The organism is Solibacillus merdavium (assembly GCF_014836935.1).
In the GTDB taxonomy this organism is placed as follows: Bacteria; Bacillota; Bacilli; order Bacillales_A; family Planococcaceae; genus Solibacillus; species Solibacillus ferritrahens.
Genome location: NZ_JACSPW010000004.1, coordinates 98,439 through 119,491 on the forward strand (window position 1 = coordinate 98,439; position 21,053 = coordinate 119,491).

Below are 21,053 nucleotides of genomic sequence, written 5' to 3' on the forward strand. Positions count from 1 at the left end.
AATTTCATCATTAATTCTGAAAATTAAATCAAAATATAAAAAATGCTAGCCTGACAATTTAATTGTCTAAGCTAGCATTTTACTGCTTTATTTAAAGACGTCACCACTACGAATATACTCAATATCCCTAATGGATAAGCGATAGTTCACTACGCGTGCTGCAGCAAATAGATAATCCGATAAGCGATTTAAATACTTTTGTACAACAGGTGAAACGTCTTCAATTTCTTTCATTAACGATACGGTTTGTCGTTCTGCGCGACGTGCTACTGTGCGAGCAATATGCAGTGTGGCAGCAGCAGGAGCACCTCCTGGTAAAATGAAACGTTTTAATGGAGGTGCTTCTTCAGATAATAAATCAATCCGATTCTCCAAAACTGTAATAGGTTCCTCTGCTAATTTATAGTGGCGATCTTTCATAACATTAGCCAAATCGCCACCGCCATCGAACAATTCATGCTGGATAGCTGTTAAATCTTCAATAATATCCTGAAATTTACTTGCATCCAGTTCTGATACTGCTTTACCAATGAATGAATTCAATTCATCAATTGTTCCATAAGCTTCTACACGTAGATGATCTTTATCAACACGCCCTCCAATAATGCTTGTCTTCCCTTTATCGCCTGACTTTGTGTATAATTTCATCAAATTTCATCCTTTCGATTTAGCGTTGCATTAAAGAATTGTATGCTCTTTATACTTTATTATTGCGGACACGGTAACTTCGAAAACGGCGCGACCGATTAATTTTCCAACTTCAGTAATTGGCCCTGCATACGGCATTTCTTCACCTTGCTGGGTCGCGGCGATTAATAAGCTATCAGTTGCGGTACTAGTTGCCGTTGTGTTTGTTAAAGGGTCTTTAATTTGTTGATCTGCCAATGCTTTTGTTTTCGCTTCAGTTGCCGTAATCATAGCTTGGATAAATGCTTCATCCGTTAGTTTACCATTAATAAAAACCCATGTATTAATAGTTCCGATATGCGGCTCGTCTTCGCGTAAATAAGCTTTTGTGACATCAACACCATTTCCTATCCCTGCTGTTACCATAACACTAATTTCAACATTACCTTTTGAAAAATGCTGAATGGCAGCACATTTCGTTTTCACAGCTGTTAACATAACGACCGTATTTGTTGGTGAAAACCGGTTGTGTCGTAAAAATTGCTCTGTTTCTTCTTTTACATTGTATATATCATATTCCGGAGCAATCGCCCGGTTTAAAAATGTATCGTACCAGCCCATTCCTGCGTTATGTACTGCTGAAGAGATAACTTTTAATGGGGAGGGAGAATTGTACTTAACATATTCATCTGTTATTATGAAATTTTTTTTATTAATAGTCGCTTTTTTCCGTTCTAATTCATTCGTTGGCAACATTGTTATTTGCGGCTTTGGCAGTTCCGGATGTGGATAAGTCACAATACGTGCTTTGTATACATCAGCAATTTGATCTTGCATAATGACTTCATGCGGCTCACCAAACGCGCGTATTTCCCCATTTTCTATTAGGAGCAGTTCATCACAATATAGCGACGCCAAATTAATGTCATGGAAGATTGATACAACGGTTAACCCATTAAGTTCGACTTGCATCCGAATCATATCCAAAATTTGCTTCTGATGGGCAATGTCCAAATGATTTGTCGGCTCATCCAAAAGAAGCAGCTCCGAATCTTGAGCTAATGCCTGTGCAATAAATACACGCTGTTGCTCACCACCAGACAGAAACTCTAGATGTTGATTTCTGTAATGTGAAACACCTGTGCTTTCCATTGCACGCTGTACTAGGTTTTCATCTTCCTTTGACCATGTGGAAAAAAAGCCACTTTGATGTGGATATCTGCCCAATGAAACAGCGTCATATACACTGTTCGTAAATACGCTTGCATTTAATTGAGGAAGAACGGCCATCTTTTTTGCCAACTGTTTGATATCATAGCTATTAATCGGGCGATCTTCAATCAAGATTCCCCCCCGTGTAGGTTTTAAAACGCCACTGATCATTTTTAATAATGTCGATTTTCCACTACCGTTCGGACCAAGAATCCCGAGGATTTTACCTTTTTCCACGTGAAACGTCATATTTTTCACAATCTGTTTCCCGTCATAACCACCCGACAATTCGTTCACTTTTAACATTATGCAACAACCTTTCTACGTTGCTTAAAGAAAATATAGGCAAATACCGGTGCACCAATAAACGACGTAATCACGCCAATTGGGAGCTCTACAGGTGAGATGATGGTACGTGATACTAAGTCGCAAATGACGAGTAGACTGGCACCATTTAAAAAGGATAATGTCAGTAAATGTCGATGATCGGCTCCAACTAATAGACGAATCATGTGTGGGACAACTAAACCGACAAAACCAATCGTACCGGATGCAGCTACAGCAGACCCTGTTAAGATGGAGCCGCCTGCTAAAATCATATATTTACTTCGCTTCACATTTACCCCTAAGTACTGGGCACGTTCCTCTCCGTATATCATCGCATTCAGCTCACGGCGGTTGAACCATATAATACTCGTACCGATAATCATGAATGGTAAAACCATATTTACATATGACCAGCCGCGCATCGATACACTGCCAAGCAGCCAACCAATAATAGCTCTAAGCTCTTCCCCCGTTAAAGCAACCATTAATGAGATACATGAACCTAAAAACGAGCTAAATATAATTCCTGTTAAGATTAACGTTTCCATTTTCATAGAACGATCCACAAGTCGGGCAAATGATAATACTATGACCATTGTAAATGCGGCACCTGCCATACTGAATACAGGTAATGTAAATGCACCAAGAACAGGAATCGAGATACCTAAAAAAATCGTCATAACTGCTCCGACTGATGCACCTGATGAAATCCCTAGCGTATACGGATCGGCCAATGGATTTTTTAAGAGCCCCTGAAAAGCCGCACCTGCAATCGCAAGTGATGCACCAACAATTGCGGCTAAAATTACGCGTGGCATTCGAATTTTCCAAAGTATACTATAAGCAATCGGATCTGTCGCTTTATCCCACAATGTCGAAATCGGGATATTAACCGTTCCAAATGATACCCCAATCCACAAACTGCAAAGAAGCAATGCAATGGAAGCAATATAAGCATATATATACTTACTATTCTTTAAATACATCTGGATAAATTGCCTCACCTAGTGATTCAATACCTTCTACAATACGTGGACCTTGGCGACTCGTCGTATCCCCATCCACTACATGAACATTGCCATTTTTAATTGCATCCATTTCGGCATAGGCAGAATTATTTACGATGCTATCATAGTCATTTTCATATGTTACAATCACTTCGTCCGGATTACTGTCAACAAATTGCTCAGAGCTATACATCGGCCACCCAAGTTCTTGTACTGCATTTTCTACATTTAACACTTCTAGCATTTCATTAATAAATGTTTCCTGTCCTGCTGCATATAAGTCCGGCTCTGTGCCCACTACGATAAACACAGATTTTTCTTCTAAATCAGCCACTTTAACTTCAATGTCTTGAATTCCTTTTTGAATGGATGCAATCATCTCTGTTGCCTCAGCGGTTTTCCCTGTTAATTGCCCAATTTGTTCAATAGTCGTATATGTTTCTTCAAATGTTGTAGTATTTTTCACTACAAATACAGGAATACCCACTGATTCAAGTTGCGCAATACCTTCTTCGTTAAAGCTATAAAGACCTGATTCATGAGCTACTACTAGATCTGGCTGCAATGCAATCAATTGTTCCAAGTTAAATTCCATTCCACCGACTTTTTCTTTTGTCTGAGCTTCTTCCGGGTAATTATCATTATCGGATACTCCAATAATTTGTTCATTTAAGCCTAAGCCAAATAATATTTCTGTATTGGACGGAATGAGGGAAATAATGCGTTCAGGTGCTTTTTCCACTGTCACTTCTTTGTTTAAAGCATCAGTTACCGTTACAGGAAACTGCGCTTGTTCCTCAGCCGCTTTTGTCGATTGTTGTGCTGTATCTTTTTCAACTGCTGTTTCTTCTACTCCACATCCTGCAAGAAGCATAATGGAGATGATTCCTGTTGAAGAAAGTCGTTGCCAAGTTTTCATATGTAATTAATTCCTCCTAAAATTGTTCTAACCTGTAATTTTACACAAAAATAAAAAGCCTCCTACAAAATAGGAAGCTTTATGAAAGCAAATAAATTCAAATAAAAAATTCATTTACCGCATCCTATCCGCGTAGGCATTAATTGGGCATTATAAAGGCAGGTCTCCTGGCTTATGCGTTAGCGTTTATGAGCTGCCTTCCCAAAAATTTCAGTGGCATATAGCTCAAAACTAGCAATTACAGTGGCGGGACCGCATCGGATTTGAACCGATTTCCCTTTTACTTCTTACTTTAATTAGATATAGTAAGAACCTTTATAGTACATATTTAATTAATAATATTATTATAGCGGATATTTCATTTATTGTATGCAAAATCCGCCAAAGTTTCAGATAATTTGTTTTAATCTGATTGAAATCGGACCACGTGTAGTGTAATAAAAGAACAGGTTACTCTTTAGCTTTTAAATTGTTTTCAATTGCTGTCTCCGCTAAACGCTTTATCGTAATATCATCCATTGGCGGATTGTGTAAGCCTGCACGAACATCACGGTAATAGCGTTGAAGTGGGTTGGATCGTTGCAAGCTCTTTGCTCCGACTAAACGCATCGCTTTATCAACGACTTCAATCGCTGTATTTGTCACAACATGTTTGGCAATATTGATTTCATTTATAAGTGTCTTCTTTTTTGTTGGGTCATTGTATAACCCGGCTACTCCGTAAATGGTAAAGCGTGCGTTCGTCAATGCTAAATCCATTTCTCCAATCAGTGTTTGTATATTAGGCAGCTGGGCAATTGTCCCTTTAATACTATTCGGTGAATGGCTATTTGCAAAATCTACCGCATAATCCCGTGCAGCCTGTGCAATCCCTAAATAAGTCGCTGGGATGAGGAGCAACCAACCGTTCAATTTAAAACCTGTTGTATAGTTTGGAATTTCCACTAAGTTTGTTTGATCAATGCGTACATTGTCCAGCACTAAATCATCGCTTCCTGTACCGCGCATCGACGCCACATCCCACGTATTTTCCACCGATACTCCTTGCACCGTTTTCGGAACAAGGAAAAATCCTAACTGGTCCTCGTCTTCGATCCAAGCTGATACTAAAAAGTAATCTAGATCGGGTGCACCGCTCGTATAGTTTTTACGCCCGGTAATTATATAATGGTTGCCATCACGTTTTGCCGATGTCGCCGGACGTCCGCCGCGCACTGGGCTCCCCATCGCAAACTCGCTTACCGCACGATTTACTGTTGCACCATTTGCGATTTCTCCTCCAAACCAGTCGAGCTTTTGTGGATTCCAGTAACGATTCTCAAAAATTTCGCCTACATTTTGAATTGTCCATGATACAGTTAGCCCCGTGCTACCGCAATAGCTTGCCAAAGTTTCATGAAGTAAGATCGCATCATATAATGTGAAGCCATCCCCACCGTATTCTTTTGGCAACGTTATTTTTGTATAACCGATTTCCCGCAGTTTCCGGAAATTTTCAAATGGAAATGTCGCTTGTTCATCTGTTTGTTGGGCGAGTTGTTTCACGCTCTCTGAAATTGTTTCGAGTTTTTCCAACCATTGTCGCTGCTCGTCTGTTTGAATAAATAATTCCTTGCTCATGAAAAGCACCACCTCGTGTTTGTTGTCATGCATCGTTATTTCGTTAAATTAATAGTACGTTTCAGAAATTTACAAGTCAATAGATATCCCTAGCTTCTTTGTAGGGATTCACTTACTTCATAGAGGAGGCATTGCAAGTCTAAAGTGGAACGATTGCTGGAAAAAGGAGAATATACTCAAGCTAATGAAAAAACACCCTATTTTCCGCATAAAGGAAATAGGGTGTTTTGAAATATAAATTACATTTTCTCAGGTGCACTTACTCCGATTAGTTTCAATGCATTGGCTAAAGTTGTTTTTACTGCTGTAATTAATGCTAAACGAGCTTCAGTTAGCTCTTTATTATCTTGGTTTAAAACTTTTTCTGCATTGTAGAAGCTATGGAATGCTGCTGCTAAGTCCTGGATATAGTTCGCGATACGGTGCGGTGTGCGGTGTTTCGCTGCATCTGCCACGATTTGCGGGAATGCACCTACCTTTTTCAGAACATCTTCTTCTTTTTCTGCTACAAGTAAGTTCAGGTTTTCCAATGATGCTTCAAAACCTTGCTCGCTTGCTGCACGTAAAATTGATGAAATACGTGCATGTGCATACTGCGCATAATACACTGGGTTTTCATTCGATTGTGATACTGCTAAGTCTAAATCGAAGTCCATGTGAGAATCTCCTGCAGTTTTCACGAAGAAATAACGTACTGCATCCAGACCTACTTCTTCCACTAACTCACGCATTGTTACAGCATTACCTGTACGCTTACTCATTTTGAATTTCTCGCCGTTCTTGTAAAGCTGAACCATTTGAATTACTTCGACTTCCAATGTTTCACGCTCATAGCCAAGTGCTTCAATAGCCGCTTTCATACGTGGGATATAGCCATGGTGGTCAGCACCCCAAATATTGATTAATTTATCAAATCCGCGACGTAATTTATCTTCATGGTAAGCAATATCCGGAGTTAAATATGTGAATGAACCATCGTTTTTAATTAACACTCGATCCTTGTCATCTCCAAATGTTGTTGAACGGAACCAAGTTGCTCCCTCTTCATCAAATACATGGCCATTTGATTTTAATTTCTCTAATGCAACATCGATTTTACCGTTTTCATATAAAGATGTTTCTGAATACCATACATCAAATTCAACACGGAAGTTTTTCAAGTCATTTTGTAATTTCGCTAATTCCAGTTTTAGGCCATGCTCACGGAAAAATTTGAAGCGTTCTTCTTCAGTTTTGTCTAAAATCGAAGCACCAAACTCTTCAGCTAATTTCCCAGCGATAGCGATTATATCTGGACCGTGATAGCCATCTTCCGGCATCTCAGCATCCATGCCTAAAGCCTGTTTATAGCGTGCCTCTAATGAGTACGCTAAGTTGTTGATTTGGTTACCTGCATCATTAATGTAGTATTCGCGAGATACATCAAAACCGGCAAAATCCATAACGTTACATAAAGAATCCCCAACAGAAGCACCGCGGGCATGTCCTAAGTGTAAGTCGCCAGTTGGATTCGCCGATACGAACTCGACTTGTACTTTTTCACCAGCACCAGCAGTAGAACGACCGTAATTTTCACCTTGTTCGAATGCTGCTTTTACTACACCTGCCAAAAAGTCTTTACGAACTGTAATGTTTAAGAAGCCAGGACCTGCGATTTCGATTTTTTCGATATCTGTCCCTTCTGTATTTACATTCTCTAAAATGCTTTCTGCAATGGCACGCGGCGGCTTTTTCGCCAGTTTAGTTAATTGCATCGCTACGTTTGTGGCAAAATCACCGTTTGCTTTGTCCTTTGGTGTTTCCAGGTGAATATTTACTTCTGTGTCAGCTTCGACTAGGCCGGCCTGATTGATTGCCGCTTTTAAAGTGTCTTTAATCGATTGCTGTAATTGTTCTACTGCGTTCATGAATATACCTCCGTAAATTGAATTTCCAATGTGTATTGTCCGACAGAATTGCCGCCTATTATAAGATCATATTGCGTTTTAAAACGCCCTGATACTTTTTCGTTTTGTGTTACTTCAATGGCTAACTGATGTGTATCGGTAACGATTGGCAATGATCCGAATGGACTTTCATAATGCCCATTTTCCCGTAAGCCTGGATTTAAAGGGAGACGCATGTTGACACCACCGCTTCGCATTATAAAGGCTTTCGCTTCATTTAGCTTTATTGTCGTTTGAATTCGTGCGTCTTCCTGAATTTCCTCATAGCGTAAATAATGATTAGCGCCTTTTTCTACACAGTTGCCTTCCAGCCACATTTCGTATTTTTCAAGCTCGCCCTCGGTAGGAATGATGGAGGAAATTAGCTTAATTTTGACTGTTTTCCCATTCTCGTTCGCCACAGCAGTCAGCTCCTATACATATATTTCTATAACCTTTTTATTATAGGATAAGTTTATCTCTTTAAGCAACATTGAACTTAAACTTAGATTTAGTACCTTTATCACCCTATTTTTGAGTATTTTTCCGTTAATTAAATCATTTTTATAGTATTTCCGATAGAAAAGAGTAATGATTATTTTATAAAGGAGTTAATTATGTTTATCGAAATATTGTCTTATTTTTGTATATTATTTACGTTTACCCTATTAATTTACTGGCCATTTATCAATTACTTTAAAATTACGCCATTTATCGATCGATCAATTCCTTATGTGACAGGTATAAAATTCGGTGTGACAGGGCTAATTTTGACATATTCCGCAATTAATCTTGTTGACGGTGTATTGGTAAATTCCCAGTTTGTATCAGTCCTGTTCAGTGGTTTATTAGGTGGACCATTTGCGATTTTAGTAAGCGGTCTTATTATAGGAATCGGTCGCTTTTTCTTTTCAGAGGTAACGATGATTTCTACTATTTTTAACTATAATTTTATTTTACTAGTACTGTTCCTGTTTCTAATTACACGAAAATATGAAATGACTTCTAAAACGGTTTTCACTTATTTTTGGCTTTGTTTGGTTGAATCGATTTTGATTTCTTTTATAGGACTTTGCTTTAGTAGTCAAGGATACGGATTCCTCCTGCTATATGGTTTATTTACAGTTTTCGCATTTTATTTTATTTACATTGTTATTCATCAGGTGAAACGTACAAATGATACTGTACAGGAAACCAATTATTTGCGGAAAATTGATTATTTAACACAGTTGCCTAATACAACAGAATTTGAAAAATGTATTCAACAACTTATGAAGAAAAATGAGATACTCAGTTTATTATTGGTAGATATTCGAGATTTAAAAATGATTAATTCCAAATACGGGTACCCTACAGGAGATTTAATCATTAAGCAGCTGGCTCTTCATTTAAAAGAATATGCAGATAAAAATGATGCATTTGTTGGTCGGCTAAGTGGTGAGGAGTTTGCCATTATTCTAAAGGATACCCCTCCTGCTCTAGCGATATTTGAGGCAGATAATTTAATACATACTATTGCCCAGCAGCCCTTTAATGTAATAGACAAAGAAGTAATTTATATTTCCGTCACGATTGGATTAAGCTCTTTCCCTGATAATGGTGTTACTTCCCGTAGTTTGACGGAAAATTTAATTAGAGCATCTCAACTTGCAAAATCAAATAAAACTTCAGGCTATTTTCATGCAAACAACTTAAAGTAATTACTTAAAAAGCGAGCGACAGAAATTCGTCGCTCGCTTTATTTTTATCCTTATTTCACCCAACCTAAAATCATTTCGCGGATTAATTTCGCTGCTGTGTTTACTGTTATTTCTGCATGGTCGTAAATCGGTGCTACTTCAACAAGATCAAAGCCGACAACATTTACTTCTGAGTGCGCGATTTCATGAATTGCAGCTAAAAGTTCTTTTGGTGTAATACCACCTGCATCAACAGTGCCTGTACCAGGAGCATGTGCCGGGTCCAATACGTCAATATCGATTGTCACATAAACATTGCGTCCTTTTAATTTAGGTAGGATCTGCTTTAAAGGCTCGAGTACTTCGAATAATGAAATGTGCATCCCGTTTTCCTTTGCCCACTGCAATTCTTCCTTTAAGCCTGAACGAATTCCAAATGAATAGACATTTTCAGGTCCGATTGTATCAGCGATTTTACGAATTGGAGTTGCATGTGAATAAGGTTCGCCTTCATAATCCGTACGCAAATCTGTATGCGCATCAAAATGGATAATGGCTAAATCTGAGTATTTTTCGTATACCGCTTCCATTACTGGCAATGATACTAAGTGTTCGCCACCCATACCAACTGGAACTTTGTTATCTGCCAATACTTTACGAACAAATGTCTTAATTTCCGCCAATGATTTTTCCGGGTTACCGAACGGCAGTGGAATATCTCCAGCATCAAAGAATGGAACATCCGCTAATTCGCGATCCAAGTAAAAGCTGTATTCTTCCAAACCAACAGATACTTCACGAATTCTAGCTGGGCCAAAACGTTGGCCGGGACGATAGCTTACTGTCCAATCCATTGGCATGCCGTATAGAACTGCCTTACTTTCCTCGTAATTTTGATGGCTTTTAATAAACATGTTACCCGCATATGTTTCGTCAAATCTCATTTACAATCACCTACAACTTTCTCTATTTTAAATTATCAATTATAAATAAATTTGTTCTTAATTTCGTATGCATAGCGAACGGTGATTTTGCTCATACTAAATCTAACAAATGAAACTTTTGATCGCTATTTTCGTATAATTAAGTATAACTGACAAAATTCGACATTATGAATACGTATTGTCATAGCAGAATAAATGCTTACTTCCATTTAATGTGCTACGACAAAAGTATAGTTGTTTTCATTAAAAGTGCAATAGAATTTTTGTAACTTTTTGTGAATGAACGAAAACTTTTTACTAACTACTAAAAAAGAAATGAGGTGAAAAAACTTGAAAAGACAGCAATATAAAAAACGAAAAAGCCGTAAAAGATTTATGAAAAAAATAGGTCTCGTTACTATTGCCCTTTTATGTTTTTTCGCTGTAACGTTCCTTTCATTGCGTATATATGCACAAGTTGCTGGAGCACCTCCACTTACGGTCCCGAAAGCTTCGATTTTTTTGGATAGCGACAATAATCAAATTGGCGATTATTTCACCGAGGAGCGTCGCTATTGGACAGAATTGAATGATATTTCACCTTATTTAGTTGATGCTACAGTTGCTGTTGAAGATAAAGATTTCTTTAATCATAGTGGTTTTGACTATTCCCGTATTGCTGGAGCCGTCTTAGCGGATCTTAAAGCGGGAAGCAAAGTCCAAGGAGCAAGTACGCTCACACAGCAATATGCTCGGAACCTTTATTTAACCCATGAAAAAACATGGAACAGGAAAATAAATGAAGCCTTATTCGCCTACCGTTTAGAGTTATTTTACTCAAAAGAGGAAATTTTAGAAGGTTATTTAAATACTGTTTACTACGGTCACGGAATGTACGGCGTAGAAGCTGCGAGTCGTTATTTTTACGGCAAATCAGCAAAGGATTTAACATTGGCGGAAGCTTCCATGCTTGCCGGTGTTCCAAAAGGACCGACTTATTATTCGCCACTAAATAATTTAGAAAAGGCGACTAATCGTCAGCACGTTATTTTACGATTAATGAATGAGCAAGGAAAAATTACAGACGATGAAAAAACACGCGCTACGACTGAACAGGTCGCACTAAAAAGTGATCAATGGATTGCGACAAAATCGATTGCGCCTTACTTTTTGGATGTTGTTTGGGAAGAAGCAAGTGATATATTACAATCCAAAAACCTAAGTATTAGTGAAGGTGGCTGGACAATTCAAACCACCCTGAACCAGGCACATCAGCGCGCAGCGGAAAATGCCATTAAAACGAATATGCCCAATAGTGATTTGCAGGTTGGTTTTGTCAGTATGGATGCACATACTGGTTTTGTAACAGCGCTTGTTGGGGGGCGTGATTATAGTGAAAGTTCCTTTAACCGAGTCGCCTTGGGAAATCGTCAGCCCGGCTCTGCCATCAAGCCGATTTTATACGCAGCTGCCCTTGAAAAGAATTTTCACCCTATGTCATTTTTGGATGTCAGTGAAACAACATTCACCTATGATAGTGGACGAGCAACTTATACGCCACAAAACGTTAACAACAAATTTGCAGACCATGCACTTTCATTAGCTCAAGCATTGGCTATTTCAGATAATATTTATGCAGTAAAGACATTGGAAGGAATCGGCTACCGTTCTTTCCGCGATATTCAAAAACGCTTTGGACTTCAATATTCTGAAAAAGATATACCGTCTATTGCATTGGGGACCGCTGAAAATTCGTTGTACGATTTAACAAATGCGTATAACATCCTTGCAGCTGGTGGAGAAAAGAGAAAACCAGTGACCGTATTATCTATTATCGATGCAAAAGGGAAAGTCGTTTATAAATATAAGAAGCCTGAGAAAGAACAGGTAATTTCCGAACAGGATGCTTTTGTTCTAACACAAATGATGACAGGAATATTCGACCCTGTATTCAGTGATTATTCCCCTGCAACCGGTCTATCACTGCGCTCTAGAATGTCCCATACGTATGCAGCAAAATCAGGGACAACTAACAGTGACCAGTGGATGATTGGCTTTACACCCAGTTTGACTGCCGGTGTATGGAATGGCTATGACCAAGGGAAGACACTATCTGTCCAGGCAGATATGGCAGCTTCTAAACAAGTGTGGATTGAATTTATGGAAACCGCCCTTAATGGAAAGGCAAACGAAACTTTTAAAATACCAAGTGGAGTCGAGCCTGTTACGGTCGATATTCTGAGTGGTAAGTTAGCCGATCCCTCTTGTCCGAACCAGCGTGTCGTTTATATGAAAACAGCAGATATTCCTACTGAATCCTGTGGAACATTCGATTTCTTCGACACAGATACATGGGGTAATTTCTTTGAAACATTACCCTTCGAAGCATTCAAAGGTTTTTGGGACTAAAAATAAAAAAGCTCTTTCGTTTCCGGTTCTAGTCCGTAAAACGAAAGAGCTTTTCTATTGTGGTTAACGAAAGGATGAGAACCATGGGGCATTCGGCTTGGGAATGTTCAAATGCCGCATAATACTCATCACTATTCATTTCCCACATGTCCTAGCCTACTACTTTGCAAGCTTTAAATTCAGTTTACTTTCTTTTGGAAGCAGTTTCAACCATCGATTTGGATGTTCTTGAAATGTCACATATTGTTCACCGAATGGATTCATTTTTCCAAAAAAGTAATTGACTGACCATAATATTTATTTGTACTTTATATTTAACCTATAAGTAATTTTACGCTAAATCATTTACTAATTTTTCATCGCTATTGTTCCACATTTCTTCATTGTGGTTTTTCAGGAAGTCAGCCAATATTTTTTTGATGGTGCATCCATATGGTCGACGATGATTTGGCGCTTCATTGATTTATCCATTCTGTTTACATGATCCGCCAATATTTTATAACCACGGCGCTTTTCACGGTTTACAACCATCTCACACGCAGTTACGCCTGCAAAGTAGGCACCGGATTCATTATGATCAATCGTTACCCATACTAACCAGTAATTTTTTCCGCCTGCTGAGTCTTCTCGGTTCGTTGTAAATTTAATGCCACGCTCCACTTCACTTTTTGCATGCATTGCGCCAATATCAACAATTGCTGTTCCTTCTGCGACATCGACAATAACTGGCGATACATTTTCCAGAGATAGTGAGCCAATGCCAAAACCTTTATGCCCATCAGTTGGATCATTCTTAATAATCGTAAAACCCATTTTTGGTTGAGATTTTTCTTCATTTGCCATTGTAAATACCTCCAAATACGCTAATATAAATACTATACACTATATTTTACCTAGGAGGCGACTTTATGCCAATCGTTACAATTAAAATGGTTGAGGGGCGTACAGAAGAACAAAAGCGAGCGCTTGTAGAAGAAGTTACACAAGCCGTTTCAAAAACAGTCGACGCACCAGTAGAAAATGTATCCATTATTATCGAAGAAATGTCTAAAAACCACTTTGCAAAAGGTGGCGTGCGATACAGCGACAATTAATCCGTCCTATATTCAACCGATTATGCAGTACACAATTAAAATGGCGACGCAAAAGGGATGAATCTGTAATTTGATTCATCCCCTTTTTTAAACACTTTCAATTAGCCTCTGTATTTCTTGTCGTAACGTTTCCGGAATGTTCTCGTCTATCAATAACTCCTCCGGGTAGTAAACTTTATGGTCCACTTTTATACGGCCGGCAATCGCCTCAACTATTTGACTTTCCTCTGATAGCTCTCGTTGCTCCCCATCTTGCATAAGTAGGTAAATCGGCTTTTTCGTCCCTTCAATTCCAGGTCGGTAGAAGTCATAAGGTAAGTCCGATGTGGAATCATGCACTAAATAATAATCCGGGTCCATATCCGCCTCTATAAATAGGCGACGCAGTTCTGCGTAAACTTCGGGTTGCTTAAAAGGGTTGAGATTCGTATATTGAAACAATTTCCGATTAACAAATCTTCTACATAGATCACGTAAAATCCGATCCTCTTCCTGCATCCAAAATTGGAAGTATGCGAGCATAATACTTTCATCTAATGCTATATAATCTTCCAAAGTTACGTTTCCCTTGAAAAAAGCAATAAAAGGTGATGGCTCATATTTAAATGCATAATTATTCGCACATAACACTTTTACCCGCTTTAAAATATTATTGAGTACAACTTCTGCACTGCGCGATACAGGATGGAAGTAAATTTGCAAATACATTTGATAGCGGCTCATAATATAATGCTCTACTGCATGCATTCCACTTTCTTTTATAACGACGCCATTTTCGCGGGGACGCATAACACGCATGATGCGCTCCATATCAAAATGACCATAGCTAACGCCTGTATAATAGGCATCACGCTGTAAATAATCCATTCGATCGGCGTCAATTTGGCTTGAAATTAAGCTGACAACCAATTCGTTAGGATATGTTTTTTCTATCACTTGGGCAACTTTTTCAGGGAAGTCTTGTGAAACTCGACGAAGCACTGCGTTCACTTCTGTCTCCCCTAATAAAATTTGACGTGTAAAATATTCATGATCGGTCTCAAATACATTCTCAAAGGCATGGGAAAACGGACCGTGCCCTAAATCATGCAATAGCGCTGCACATAACACGAGTAATCTCTCAGATTCGTCCCATTCTTTTCTTCCTCTGAATACATCATCTACAATACGGCGTACAATTTCGTACACACCCAATGAATGATTAAAGCGGCTATGCTCCGCTCCGTGGAATACTAAATATGTAGTACCAAGCTGTTTAATACGGCGCAGTCTTTGAAATTCTCTTGTTTTTATCAAATCCCAAATCACTTGATCCCGAACGTGGATATAACGATGGACAGGGTCTTTAAAAACTTTTTCCTCTAGCAGTTTTGTTTTTGCATATGTCGTCAACATAGCCGACCTCCTTATCCCTTTTTCTTATTATAAGTGAGTTCTCAATGAAATAGAAATGAATCCATTAGGCAAAAAGCATAATTGTTTTCATGTACAAAAAATTATTGATAAGTATACTTCATCTGCAAAGCCCTTATAAATGCGAAAAGGACTTGTTCTGAAAATCATTTCAGGACATGCCCCCTACGTCGTTACTTTTTTAGTTTGTCGAGTACCTTTACCATTAACTCCTCTTCAGTTAACGCGGCAACTGGACGATTGTTTACAAATGTGAATGTTTTTTTGCGGCCTGGACCACAGTATGAATGACAGCCAATTTCAATCGTTGCTTCTGGATCAATTTCTTTTAATTTTGGAATTAACGTCTTTAAATTAACGGCCTGACATTCATCGCAAACGTGAAATAAGTTTGCCATAGTGTCAACACCTTTCCCTTAGCTATTTTAACCTATTTGTTATTGTATCTCATATTGCATATTCCATTCAAGCATATACTAGCAATTCCGTCAAAGGTCTGATAGGAATATATTTCTCATTATTCTATCAACAATTTACGATATATTGAATAAATGTTTTCCCCTTTGGACATGATAGATTTACAACAACAAAACTATGAATAAGATCAGGGGGAGTTTTTTATGACAAAAACAAGACAAGATGCGTGGGTAAAAGAGAATGACGAGTTATTGGCAGAAGCTGTTTTGCGCCATGTTAAAGAAGGAAGCACACAGCTTAATGCTTTTGAAGAAGCTGGTGATCTATTGAATCGAACAGCTGCAGCGTGTGGTTTCCGCTGGAATGCAGTAGTACGACGTATTTATGAAGAAGATTTAGCACAGGCGAAAAAGGAACGTAAAGAACGTATGCGTATGATGAATACGGCAACAAAGCGCAGAACGTCACCTTTATATTTAATGCCTTCTAATGAGAGCCAGCCGACGTCAATTCCACTATCAGCTTTATCACTGGATATCGTCATTGCATACTTAGTAAAATTGCAACATACGAATTCAAATGAGCAAGATTTAGTGAAGTGGCGCAAATTAACATCACTATTAACGGAACAAAAGAATCAGCTTGAACAACAATTGGCTGCACTTCAAAAAGAAAACAAAGCGATTAAAGAAGATTACGAGCAATTTGTATCTATTATGAATCGCGCAAGAAGACTTGTGGCACTAGAAGATTCAGAGCCAAACGCACCGACGTTCAAAATGGAGCGAAACGGAAACTTAGTTTCCCAGTCATCACTAAATGATTCAGGCGAAGCGCTATATTAGCACCTCGCCTTTTTTATTTGTTTAACATTGATTCATTGCGCTTCAATACGCGCTGTAAATAATATTCGTATAATTCCATTTCACTTTTCTGCAATGGTTGTTCATTTACCTTCCCATTCCAGTGGTTCAATAGCTTGCGTAGGCGTTCATTTACTTGGGATACAGTTATGCTTTGTCCTGTAAGCTCCTGTAATGAAGCCATTACGTCCGGTTTAATGTCCGGATATTGAAATTTTGTTACCTCGCCTTTTAGACCTGCCTCGTAAAATTGCTTAATCAGCTCTGCCCGTTCACTTCCGCTGCCTTCTACACATAAGTAAATTTGTACAGCAATGCCATTTTTCATGCGGCGTTGTGATATTCCGGCAAACTTTTTACCATCGATACTTAAATCATATGAACCTGGGCAATACGAGCCGACAACTTCATATGCTTCTATTTTAGTTGCGACTTCTGGAAAAAGCTGTCGAATCAATTCGACCATCATTTCAAAAGCGTTATTAATACTAAGCGGTTTGTCTTCCCCGATGACAATGGAAATATTCAGCACTCCCGCATCCAATACAACGGCTAATCCTCCTGAATTCCGGACAATCGGTTTATGGCCATGCATTATTAATGTCTGCATTCCTTGTTCTATATACGGCAATCGGTGGTCCTGGATACCCAACACGACTGAATCGTAATGCACCCACGTACGAAGTGTTGCATCTGACATGAGCTGTCCTACAAGATGGCAAAGTGTGTCATCCATCGCGAATGACTCTAAAGGTGAGCGTTTATTCGCACTAATCGATTGATCAACGAAACGCCACTTCGTTTGTTTTAAAATTTCGTTCATATAAATACTCCTAGCTTAATTTCTCTTCACTTTAGCATACCTCAATTCAAAGTGATGTCAAATTGGTGAAAATATCGAATATGCGAGGTTGAAATGATTTTTTTTTACTGATTTATGCTACACTAACTGTGAATCATTTTCATTTACAAGGAGTGTTTAAGCACATGAATGAAGCAGCAATTACTTTAGATGGCTGGTATGCATTACATGATTTCCGCTCAATTGACTGGGCATCATGGAAATTAGTTTCAACTGAAGAACGCGAAGCCGCTACGAAAGAATTTATCGCATTTTTAGAAGACTTAAATAAAGATACAGGTTCAAATGCTTTCTACTCTATTATTGGTCAAAAAGCAGATTTCATGATGATGACATTACGCGAAACACCGGAAGAATTAAGCGAAATCGAAACAAAATTTGCTAAACTGGCAATTGCAGATTTCACTATTCCAACTTATTCTTACGTTTCGATTGTAGAATTATCAAATTACCTAGCTGGGAAGTCGGATGAAGATCCTTACCAAAACCCACATGTACGTGCACGTTTATATCCTGAATTGCCAAAATCAAAATATGTTTGCTTCTATCCAATGGATAAAAAGCGCGATGGCAATGACAACTGGTACATGCTTACGATGGACAAGCGTCGTCAATTAATGCATTCTCACGGACTAATCGGACGTAGCTATGCAGGTAAGATCAAACAAATCATTACTGGTTCAGTTGGATTGGACGACCACGAATGGGGCGTAACATTATTCTCTGATGATATGCTAGAATTCAAAAAAATTGTTTACGAAATGCGCTTCGATGAAGTATCAGCCCGCTATGGCGAGTTTGGTGAGTTCCTAGTAGGTAACTTATTAGACAACGAAAAACTAGAAAAATTATTAGCGATTTAATACTGATGTACCCGTTCACCCTTGATTATTGGTTATCCCATCTTCAAGTGGCTGAACGGGTTTATTTTTATTGGACATCTTTCTATCGATATTCGTCAATCGTCCATACTTATTCGCCACTACCCCATACATAATCGACACTTTGTGATGTATATTCGTCATTTCAAAGCAGTTATTCGCCAACGGCTTCATCCCTAAAACGGAAAAAGGTGAGTCGAACTAAATCGACTCACCTTTTACGTATGATCATCCTGCAATTTTAAAATTATAATAATGGTATTAATGAACAAACCCGTTACGATGAGAAGGATTAATAAATACCAATGGATCGGTTGCCCGTAAAATTTCGCAACCGCAAAGGACAAAAATGCACTAATAATTATCCCTAACCATACTCCTATTTTCATGACGTTCCACTCCCGTGCTTTTCATTAACACTGGGCAACAATTTTCTATTTATGTAACATATATTGCCCATTTCGTTGAAAGTTATTACTTATTTATATTAAATTATTCTATAGTATGTTAACTATTCAAAAAATAATACTGCAACAGTGTTCAACTTTTTTTTTTTATGCATATACTAAAACGAAAAAGGAGGTTACTTACAACGCCTATAGTTATAAAAGATAATCTTCTTGCTCGATTAAGATGCTACAAAAGGTCATTCGAATGCCCTGCCTAGTATTATGGACAATGGCGTAGTGGTCATATTGAAGCTGGGTGTTGAGAATCGGCAACTGCAAATTGTCTAGTGGTTTATTAAATTTACTTAATGAAAGGATGCAAAATTGACTTATTATTGGACGTCTCCAATGCAACAAATGAATCCTTCGACGCTTACGTACCCTACGACTATGCAAGGTGTAGGCGTTCCACGTGAGGAATCCTATATTGAAAATATTTTACGGTTAAATCGTGGGAAACCAGGTACGTTTTATTTTTCATTTGATAATGCGGTAGCTGGCAGCAATACGCGTGCTGTTCGCGGTGTTGTCGAAGCAGCTGGACGCGACCATGTTATTTTGCGTGATTTAAAGAATAACCATCGCTTCTTGTTCCCGATGATTTACTTTGATTATGCTGAATTTGATGAGGAATTAAGTTACTTTACACAAACACCTTAATAGGCTGCAAGTCTTTTAACATGCAAGAAAAAGCAAGGTGCAATCACTAGCACCTTGCTTTTTCCTATTTACACTTTAAATTGTTGGATTTCCTGCTGTAGGTTTTGGGCATTGTCATTTAATGTGGTTGCCACTGCATTGACTTGTTGCATCGTTGCCGTTTGTTCCTCCACGGCTGCTGCTATCATTTCAAGGTGGCTGCTCGATTCGTTTGAGCCATTGGCAATTTCATTTACCGAAGCGGTTACTTGTTCTGCACTTGCCGAAAGCTGTTCAGATGTAGCTGAAATCTCTTCAATTTGCATTGACATTTCAGTTACTGCTCCCACAATCGATGTAAATGACTGACCTGCATTTGTAATAATATCTACACCGTCTTTTACAGATATTAAAGAGTCCGATACAGCACGTTCGACATTTTCTGTATCTGCTTTAATTTCAAGTGTTAAGTTGACGATTGAATTTGCCGAGCTTTTAGATTGCTCCGCCAGCTTTCGTACTTCATCCGCTACAACTGCAAATCCTTTTCCGTGTTCCCCTGCTCGTGCCGCTTCAATTGCAGCGTTTAGCGCAAGAAGATTCGTTTGATCCGTAATTGCCGTAATGATTTGTGAGATATTATTGATTTCCTCTGTTTGTTGAGCCAGCTTCTGTACTAAATCATTGACAGAATTTGTGGAAGTACTAATTATGTTCATTTGCTGTTGTGCATCATGAATAATTTGACCACCGTTTTTCGCTGTTTGTGTCGCATCAACAGAATTACCATGTAATTTTTGAGTCGCTTCTGCAATTCTCTGTATTCCAGCTGCTGTTTCTTCCATGGCACGAGCACTTTCGTTTGAAGCGTGTGCAGAAATTTGGGATCTTTCTGCTGTATGACTAACACGCGTCGTCACATCTTCTGTTGTTGCCGTAATTTCCTCTGTACTTGCTGAAAGTTCCTGTGCTGCAGCACTTACTTGTTCAGAATTCATTTGCATATTTTTAATTAGATTTGCTAAATTATTTTTCATCATACTGAAGGACTTACCTAGCTGACCGATTTCGTCTTTTGTTTTGACTACAAAATCCGGCTGTGATAAGTCGCCTGATGCAATAATATTCGCTTCTTTTACGATATTCTTTAATGGTGATGTAATTGTTTTACGAATATATAACATTACGGCTACACCAATCAAAATACTGATTACCAAGGCGATGCTTGCCACTGTTTGAGAAAAGGCAATCGAGTTGTTGGCTTTTTTATTAATCGCTTCAAGCTGTTCTTCTTGAAATAAGACAATTTGATTTGTCACATCAAACATGCCGTTACTTGCCACATGAAGCTTCGTATTAATAAATCCATTTGCCAGAATTTGATCCCCTCGATTATATGCATCAATCATATCAAGATACCCATTGTTAAAATCATCGCGGAACTTTTTTACTTGCTCCATATATTCCTGCATCGTACCGCTGACTACCAATGTATCCAAATAATCAATTTCCGCGTCCAATAATTCATTGTACTGATTAAAACTATTGATAGATTCCTCTTTGCCGTCCAACACTATGGCACGTGCATACATCCCTTGCATTCCTATATTCAATCGAATTTGATCTACTGTGCGGATTTGCTCAACACGATGATCGAGCGCTTCGTCCATATTACCCTGAATTTCATTTAAACTAATAAAGTTAAGAACTACAGTTATCGTTATTAAGACAATCATTAATATGAAAGCAGAATATAACTTTTTACCAACACTCATTTCCATTTCCCT

Annotated in this window: 20 protein-coding genes, 1 pseudogene and 1 riboswitch; of the genes and pseudogenes, 6 read left to right on the forward strand and 15 right to left on the reverse strand. The window is 38.5% G+C overall.

Annotation, left to right across the window (positions count from 1 at the left end):
• Positions 1–87: 87 nt before the first annotated feature.
• From H9632_RS06100 to H9632_RS06130, 7 genes are all read right to left on the reverse strand, one after another.
• Positions 88–648 carry a cob(I)yrinic acid a,c-diamide adenosyltransferase gene (locus H9632_RS06100; protein WP_191703233.1) on the reverse strand — a complete coding sequence of 187 codons (561 nt, stop codon included), beginning with the start codon at positions 646–648 and terminating at the stop codon, positions 88–90.
• 30 nt (positions 649–678) lie between these two features.
• Positions 679–2,145 (reverse strand): adenosylcobinamide amidohydrolase, encoded by a 1,467-nt coding sequence (locus H9632_RS06105; protein ID WP_191703234.1) that lies wholly within the window; start codon positions 2,143–2,145, stop codon positions 679–681.
• Complete coding sequence (locus H9632_RS06110; RefSeq protein WP_191703235.1) at positions 2,145–3,152, reverse strand: FecCD family ABC transporter permease; 1,008 nt, start codon at positions 3,150–3,152, stop codon at positions 2,145–2,147. The genes H9632_RS06105 and H9632_RS06110 overlap by 1 nt, the downstream gene beginning before the upstream one ends.
• Complete coding sequence (locus tag H9632_RS06115; RefSeq protein WP_191703236.1) at positions 3,136–4,092, reverse strand: ABC transporter substrate-binding protein; 957 nt, start codon at positions 4,090–4,092, stop codon at positions 3,136–3,138. Before H9632_RS06115 ends, H9632_RS06110 begins: the two co-directional genes overlap by 17 nt.
• A 140-nt stretch (positions 4,093–4,232) precedes the next feature.
• A riboswitch (cobalamin riboswitch) is annotated at positions 4,233–4,424 on the reverse strand.
• Positions 4,425–4,542: 118 nt separating this feature from the next.
• On the reverse strand, positions 4,543–5,712 hold the full coding sequence (locus H9632_RS06120; protein ID WP_191703237.1) for an acyl-CoA dehydrogenase family protein: 1,170 nt from the start codon (positions 5,710–5,712) through the stop codon (positions 4,543–4,545).
• Positions 5,713–5,951: 239 nt separating this feature from the next.
• Complete coding sequence (gene argS, locus H9632_RS06125; RefSeq protein ID WP_191703238.1) at positions 5,952–7,619, reverse strand: arginine--tRNA ligase; 1,668 nt, start codon at positions 7,617–7,619, stop codon at positions 5,952–5,954.
• The gene (locus H9632_RS06130) at positions 7,616–8,059 is read right to left on the reverse strand and encodes a DUF1934 domain-containing protein (RefSeq protein ID WP_191703239.1); all 444 of its coding nucleotides are present in this window, start codon (positions 8,057–8,059) and stop codon (positions 7,616–7,618) included. The genes argS and H9632_RS06130 overlap by 4 nt, the downstream gene beginning before the upstream one ends.
• Positions 8,060–8,254: 195 nt before the next feature.
• Between H9632_RS06130 and H9632_RS06135 the strand changes: the two genes are divergently transcribed.
• On the forward strand, positions 8,255–9,337 hold the full coding sequence (locus H9632_RS06135; protein WP_191703240.1) for a diguanylate cyclase: 1,083 nt from the start codon (positions 8,255–8,257) through the stop codon (positions 9,335–9,337).
• 50 nt (positions 9,338–9,387) lie between these two features.
• Here the strand turns inward: H9632_RS06135 and speB are convergent, their stop codons facing one another.
• The gene (gene speB, locus H9632_RS06140; protein ID WP_191703241.1) at positions 9,388–10,260 is read right to left on the reverse strand and encodes an agmatinase; all 873 of its coding nucleotides are present in this window, start codon (positions 10,258–10,260) and stop codon (positions 9,388–9,390) included.
• Between the two features lie 330 nt (positions 10,261–10,590).
• Between speB and H9632_RS06145 the strand changes: the two genes are divergently transcribed.
• Positions 10,591–12,648 carry a transglycosylase domain-containing protein gene (locus tag H9632_RS06145; protein ID WP_191703242.1) on the forward strand — a complete coding sequence of 686 codons (2,058 nt, stop codon included), beginning with the start codon at positions 10,591–10,593 and terminating at the stop codon, positions 12,646–12,648.
• Positions 12,649–12,979: 331 nt separating this feature from the next.
• Here the strand turns inward: H9632_RS06145 and H9632_RS06150 are convergent.
• Positions 12,980–13,491: pseudogene (locus H9632_RS06150) on the reverse strand (YwhD family protein).
• A gap of 65 nt (positions 13,492–13,556) precedes the next feature.
• Here H9632_RS06150 and H9632_RS06155 point away from each other — a divergent pair.
• Positions 13,557–13,742, forward strand: coding sequence for a 2-hydroxymuconate tautomerase (locus tag H9632_RS06155; RefSeq protein WP_191700766.1), 186 nt, complete (start codon positions 13,557–13,559; stop codon positions 13,740–13,742).
• Between the two features lie 87 nt (positions 13,743–13,829).
• Here H9632_RS06155 and H9632_RS06160 read toward each other — a convergent pair whose 3' ends face one another.
• Positions 13,830–15,137 carry an HD domain-containing protein gene (locus H9632_RS06160; RefSeq protein ID WP_191703243.1) on the reverse strand — a complete coding sequence of 436 codons (1,308 nt, stop codon included), beginning with the start codon at positions 15,135–15,137 and terminating at the stop codon, positions 13,830–13,832.
• 191 nt (positions 15,138–15,328) lie between these two features.
• Positions 15,329–15,553 carry a DUF1450 domain-containing protein gene (locus H9632_RS06165; protein WP_008404549.1) on the reverse strand — a complete coding sequence of 75 codons (225 nt, stop codon included), beginning with the start codon at positions 15,551–15,553 and terminating at the stop codon, positions 15,329–15,331.
• Between the two features lie 222 nt (positions 15,554–15,775).
• Here H9632_RS06165 and H9632_RS06170 point away from each other — a divergent pair, with 222 nt between their 5' ends.
• A complete protein-coding gene (locus H9632_RS06170) occupies positions 15,776–16,417 on the forward strand; it encodes an RsfA family transcriptional regulator (protein WP_191703244.1) in 642 nt (213 codons plus the stop codon).
• Positions 16,418–16,430: 13 nt separating this feature from the next.
• Here the strand turns inward: H9632_RS06170 and H9632_RS06175 are convergent, their stop codons facing one another.
• Positions 16,431–17,258: a lipoate--protein ligase family protein gene (locus tag H9632_RS06175; protein WP_191703245.1), complete on the reverse strand. Its 828-nt coding sequence runs from the start codon at positions 17,256–17,258 to the stop codon at positions 16,431–16,433.
• 164 nt (positions 17,259–17,422) lie between these two features.
• On the opposite strand from H9632_RS06175, the gene hemQ reads away from it, so the two are divergent.
• Positions 17,423–18,160: a hydrogen peroxide-dependent heme synthase gene (gene hemQ / locus H9632_RS06180; protein ID WP_191703246.1), complete on the forward strand. Its 738-nt coding sequence runs from the start codon at positions 17,423–17,425 to the stop codon at positions 18,158–18,160.
• A 15-nt stretch (positions 18,161–18,175) separates the two neighbouring features.
• Here hemQ and H9632_RS06185 read toward each other — a convergent pair whose 3' ends face one another.
• Entirely contained in the window at positions 18,176–18,343 is a 168-nt protein-coding gene (locus tag H9632_RS06185) for a hypothetical protein (protein WP_191703247.1), read from the reverse strand.
• Positions 18,344–18,396: 53 nt separating this feature from the next.
• Positions 18,397–18,567 carry a hypothetical protein gene (locus H9632_RS06190; protein ID WP_191703248.1) on the reverse strand — a complete coding sequence of 57 codons (171 nt, stop codon included), beginning with the start codon at positions 18,565–18,567 and terminating at the stop codon, positions 18,397–18,399.
• Between the two features lie 408 nt (positions 18,568–18,975).
• On the opposite strand from H9632_RS06190, the gene gerQ reads away from it, so the two are divergent.
• Positions 18,976–19,287 (forward strand): spore coat protein GerQ, encoded by a 312-nt coding sequence (gene gerQ, locus H9632_RS06195; protein WP_191703339.1) that lies wholly within the window; start codon positions 18,976–18,978, stop codon positions 19,285–19,287.
• Positions 19,288–19,355: 68 nt separating this feature from the next.
• Here the strand turns inward: gerQ and H9632_RS06200 are convergent, their stop codons facing one another.
• The gene (locus tag H9632_RS06200; protein WP_191703249.1) at positions 19,356–21,041 is read right to left on the reverse strand and encodes a methyl-accepting chemotaxis protein; all 1,686 of its coding nucleotides are present in this window, start codon (positions 21,039–21,041) and stop codon (positions 19,356–19,358) included.
• Between the last annotated feature and the right edge of the window lie 12 nt (positions 21,042–21,053).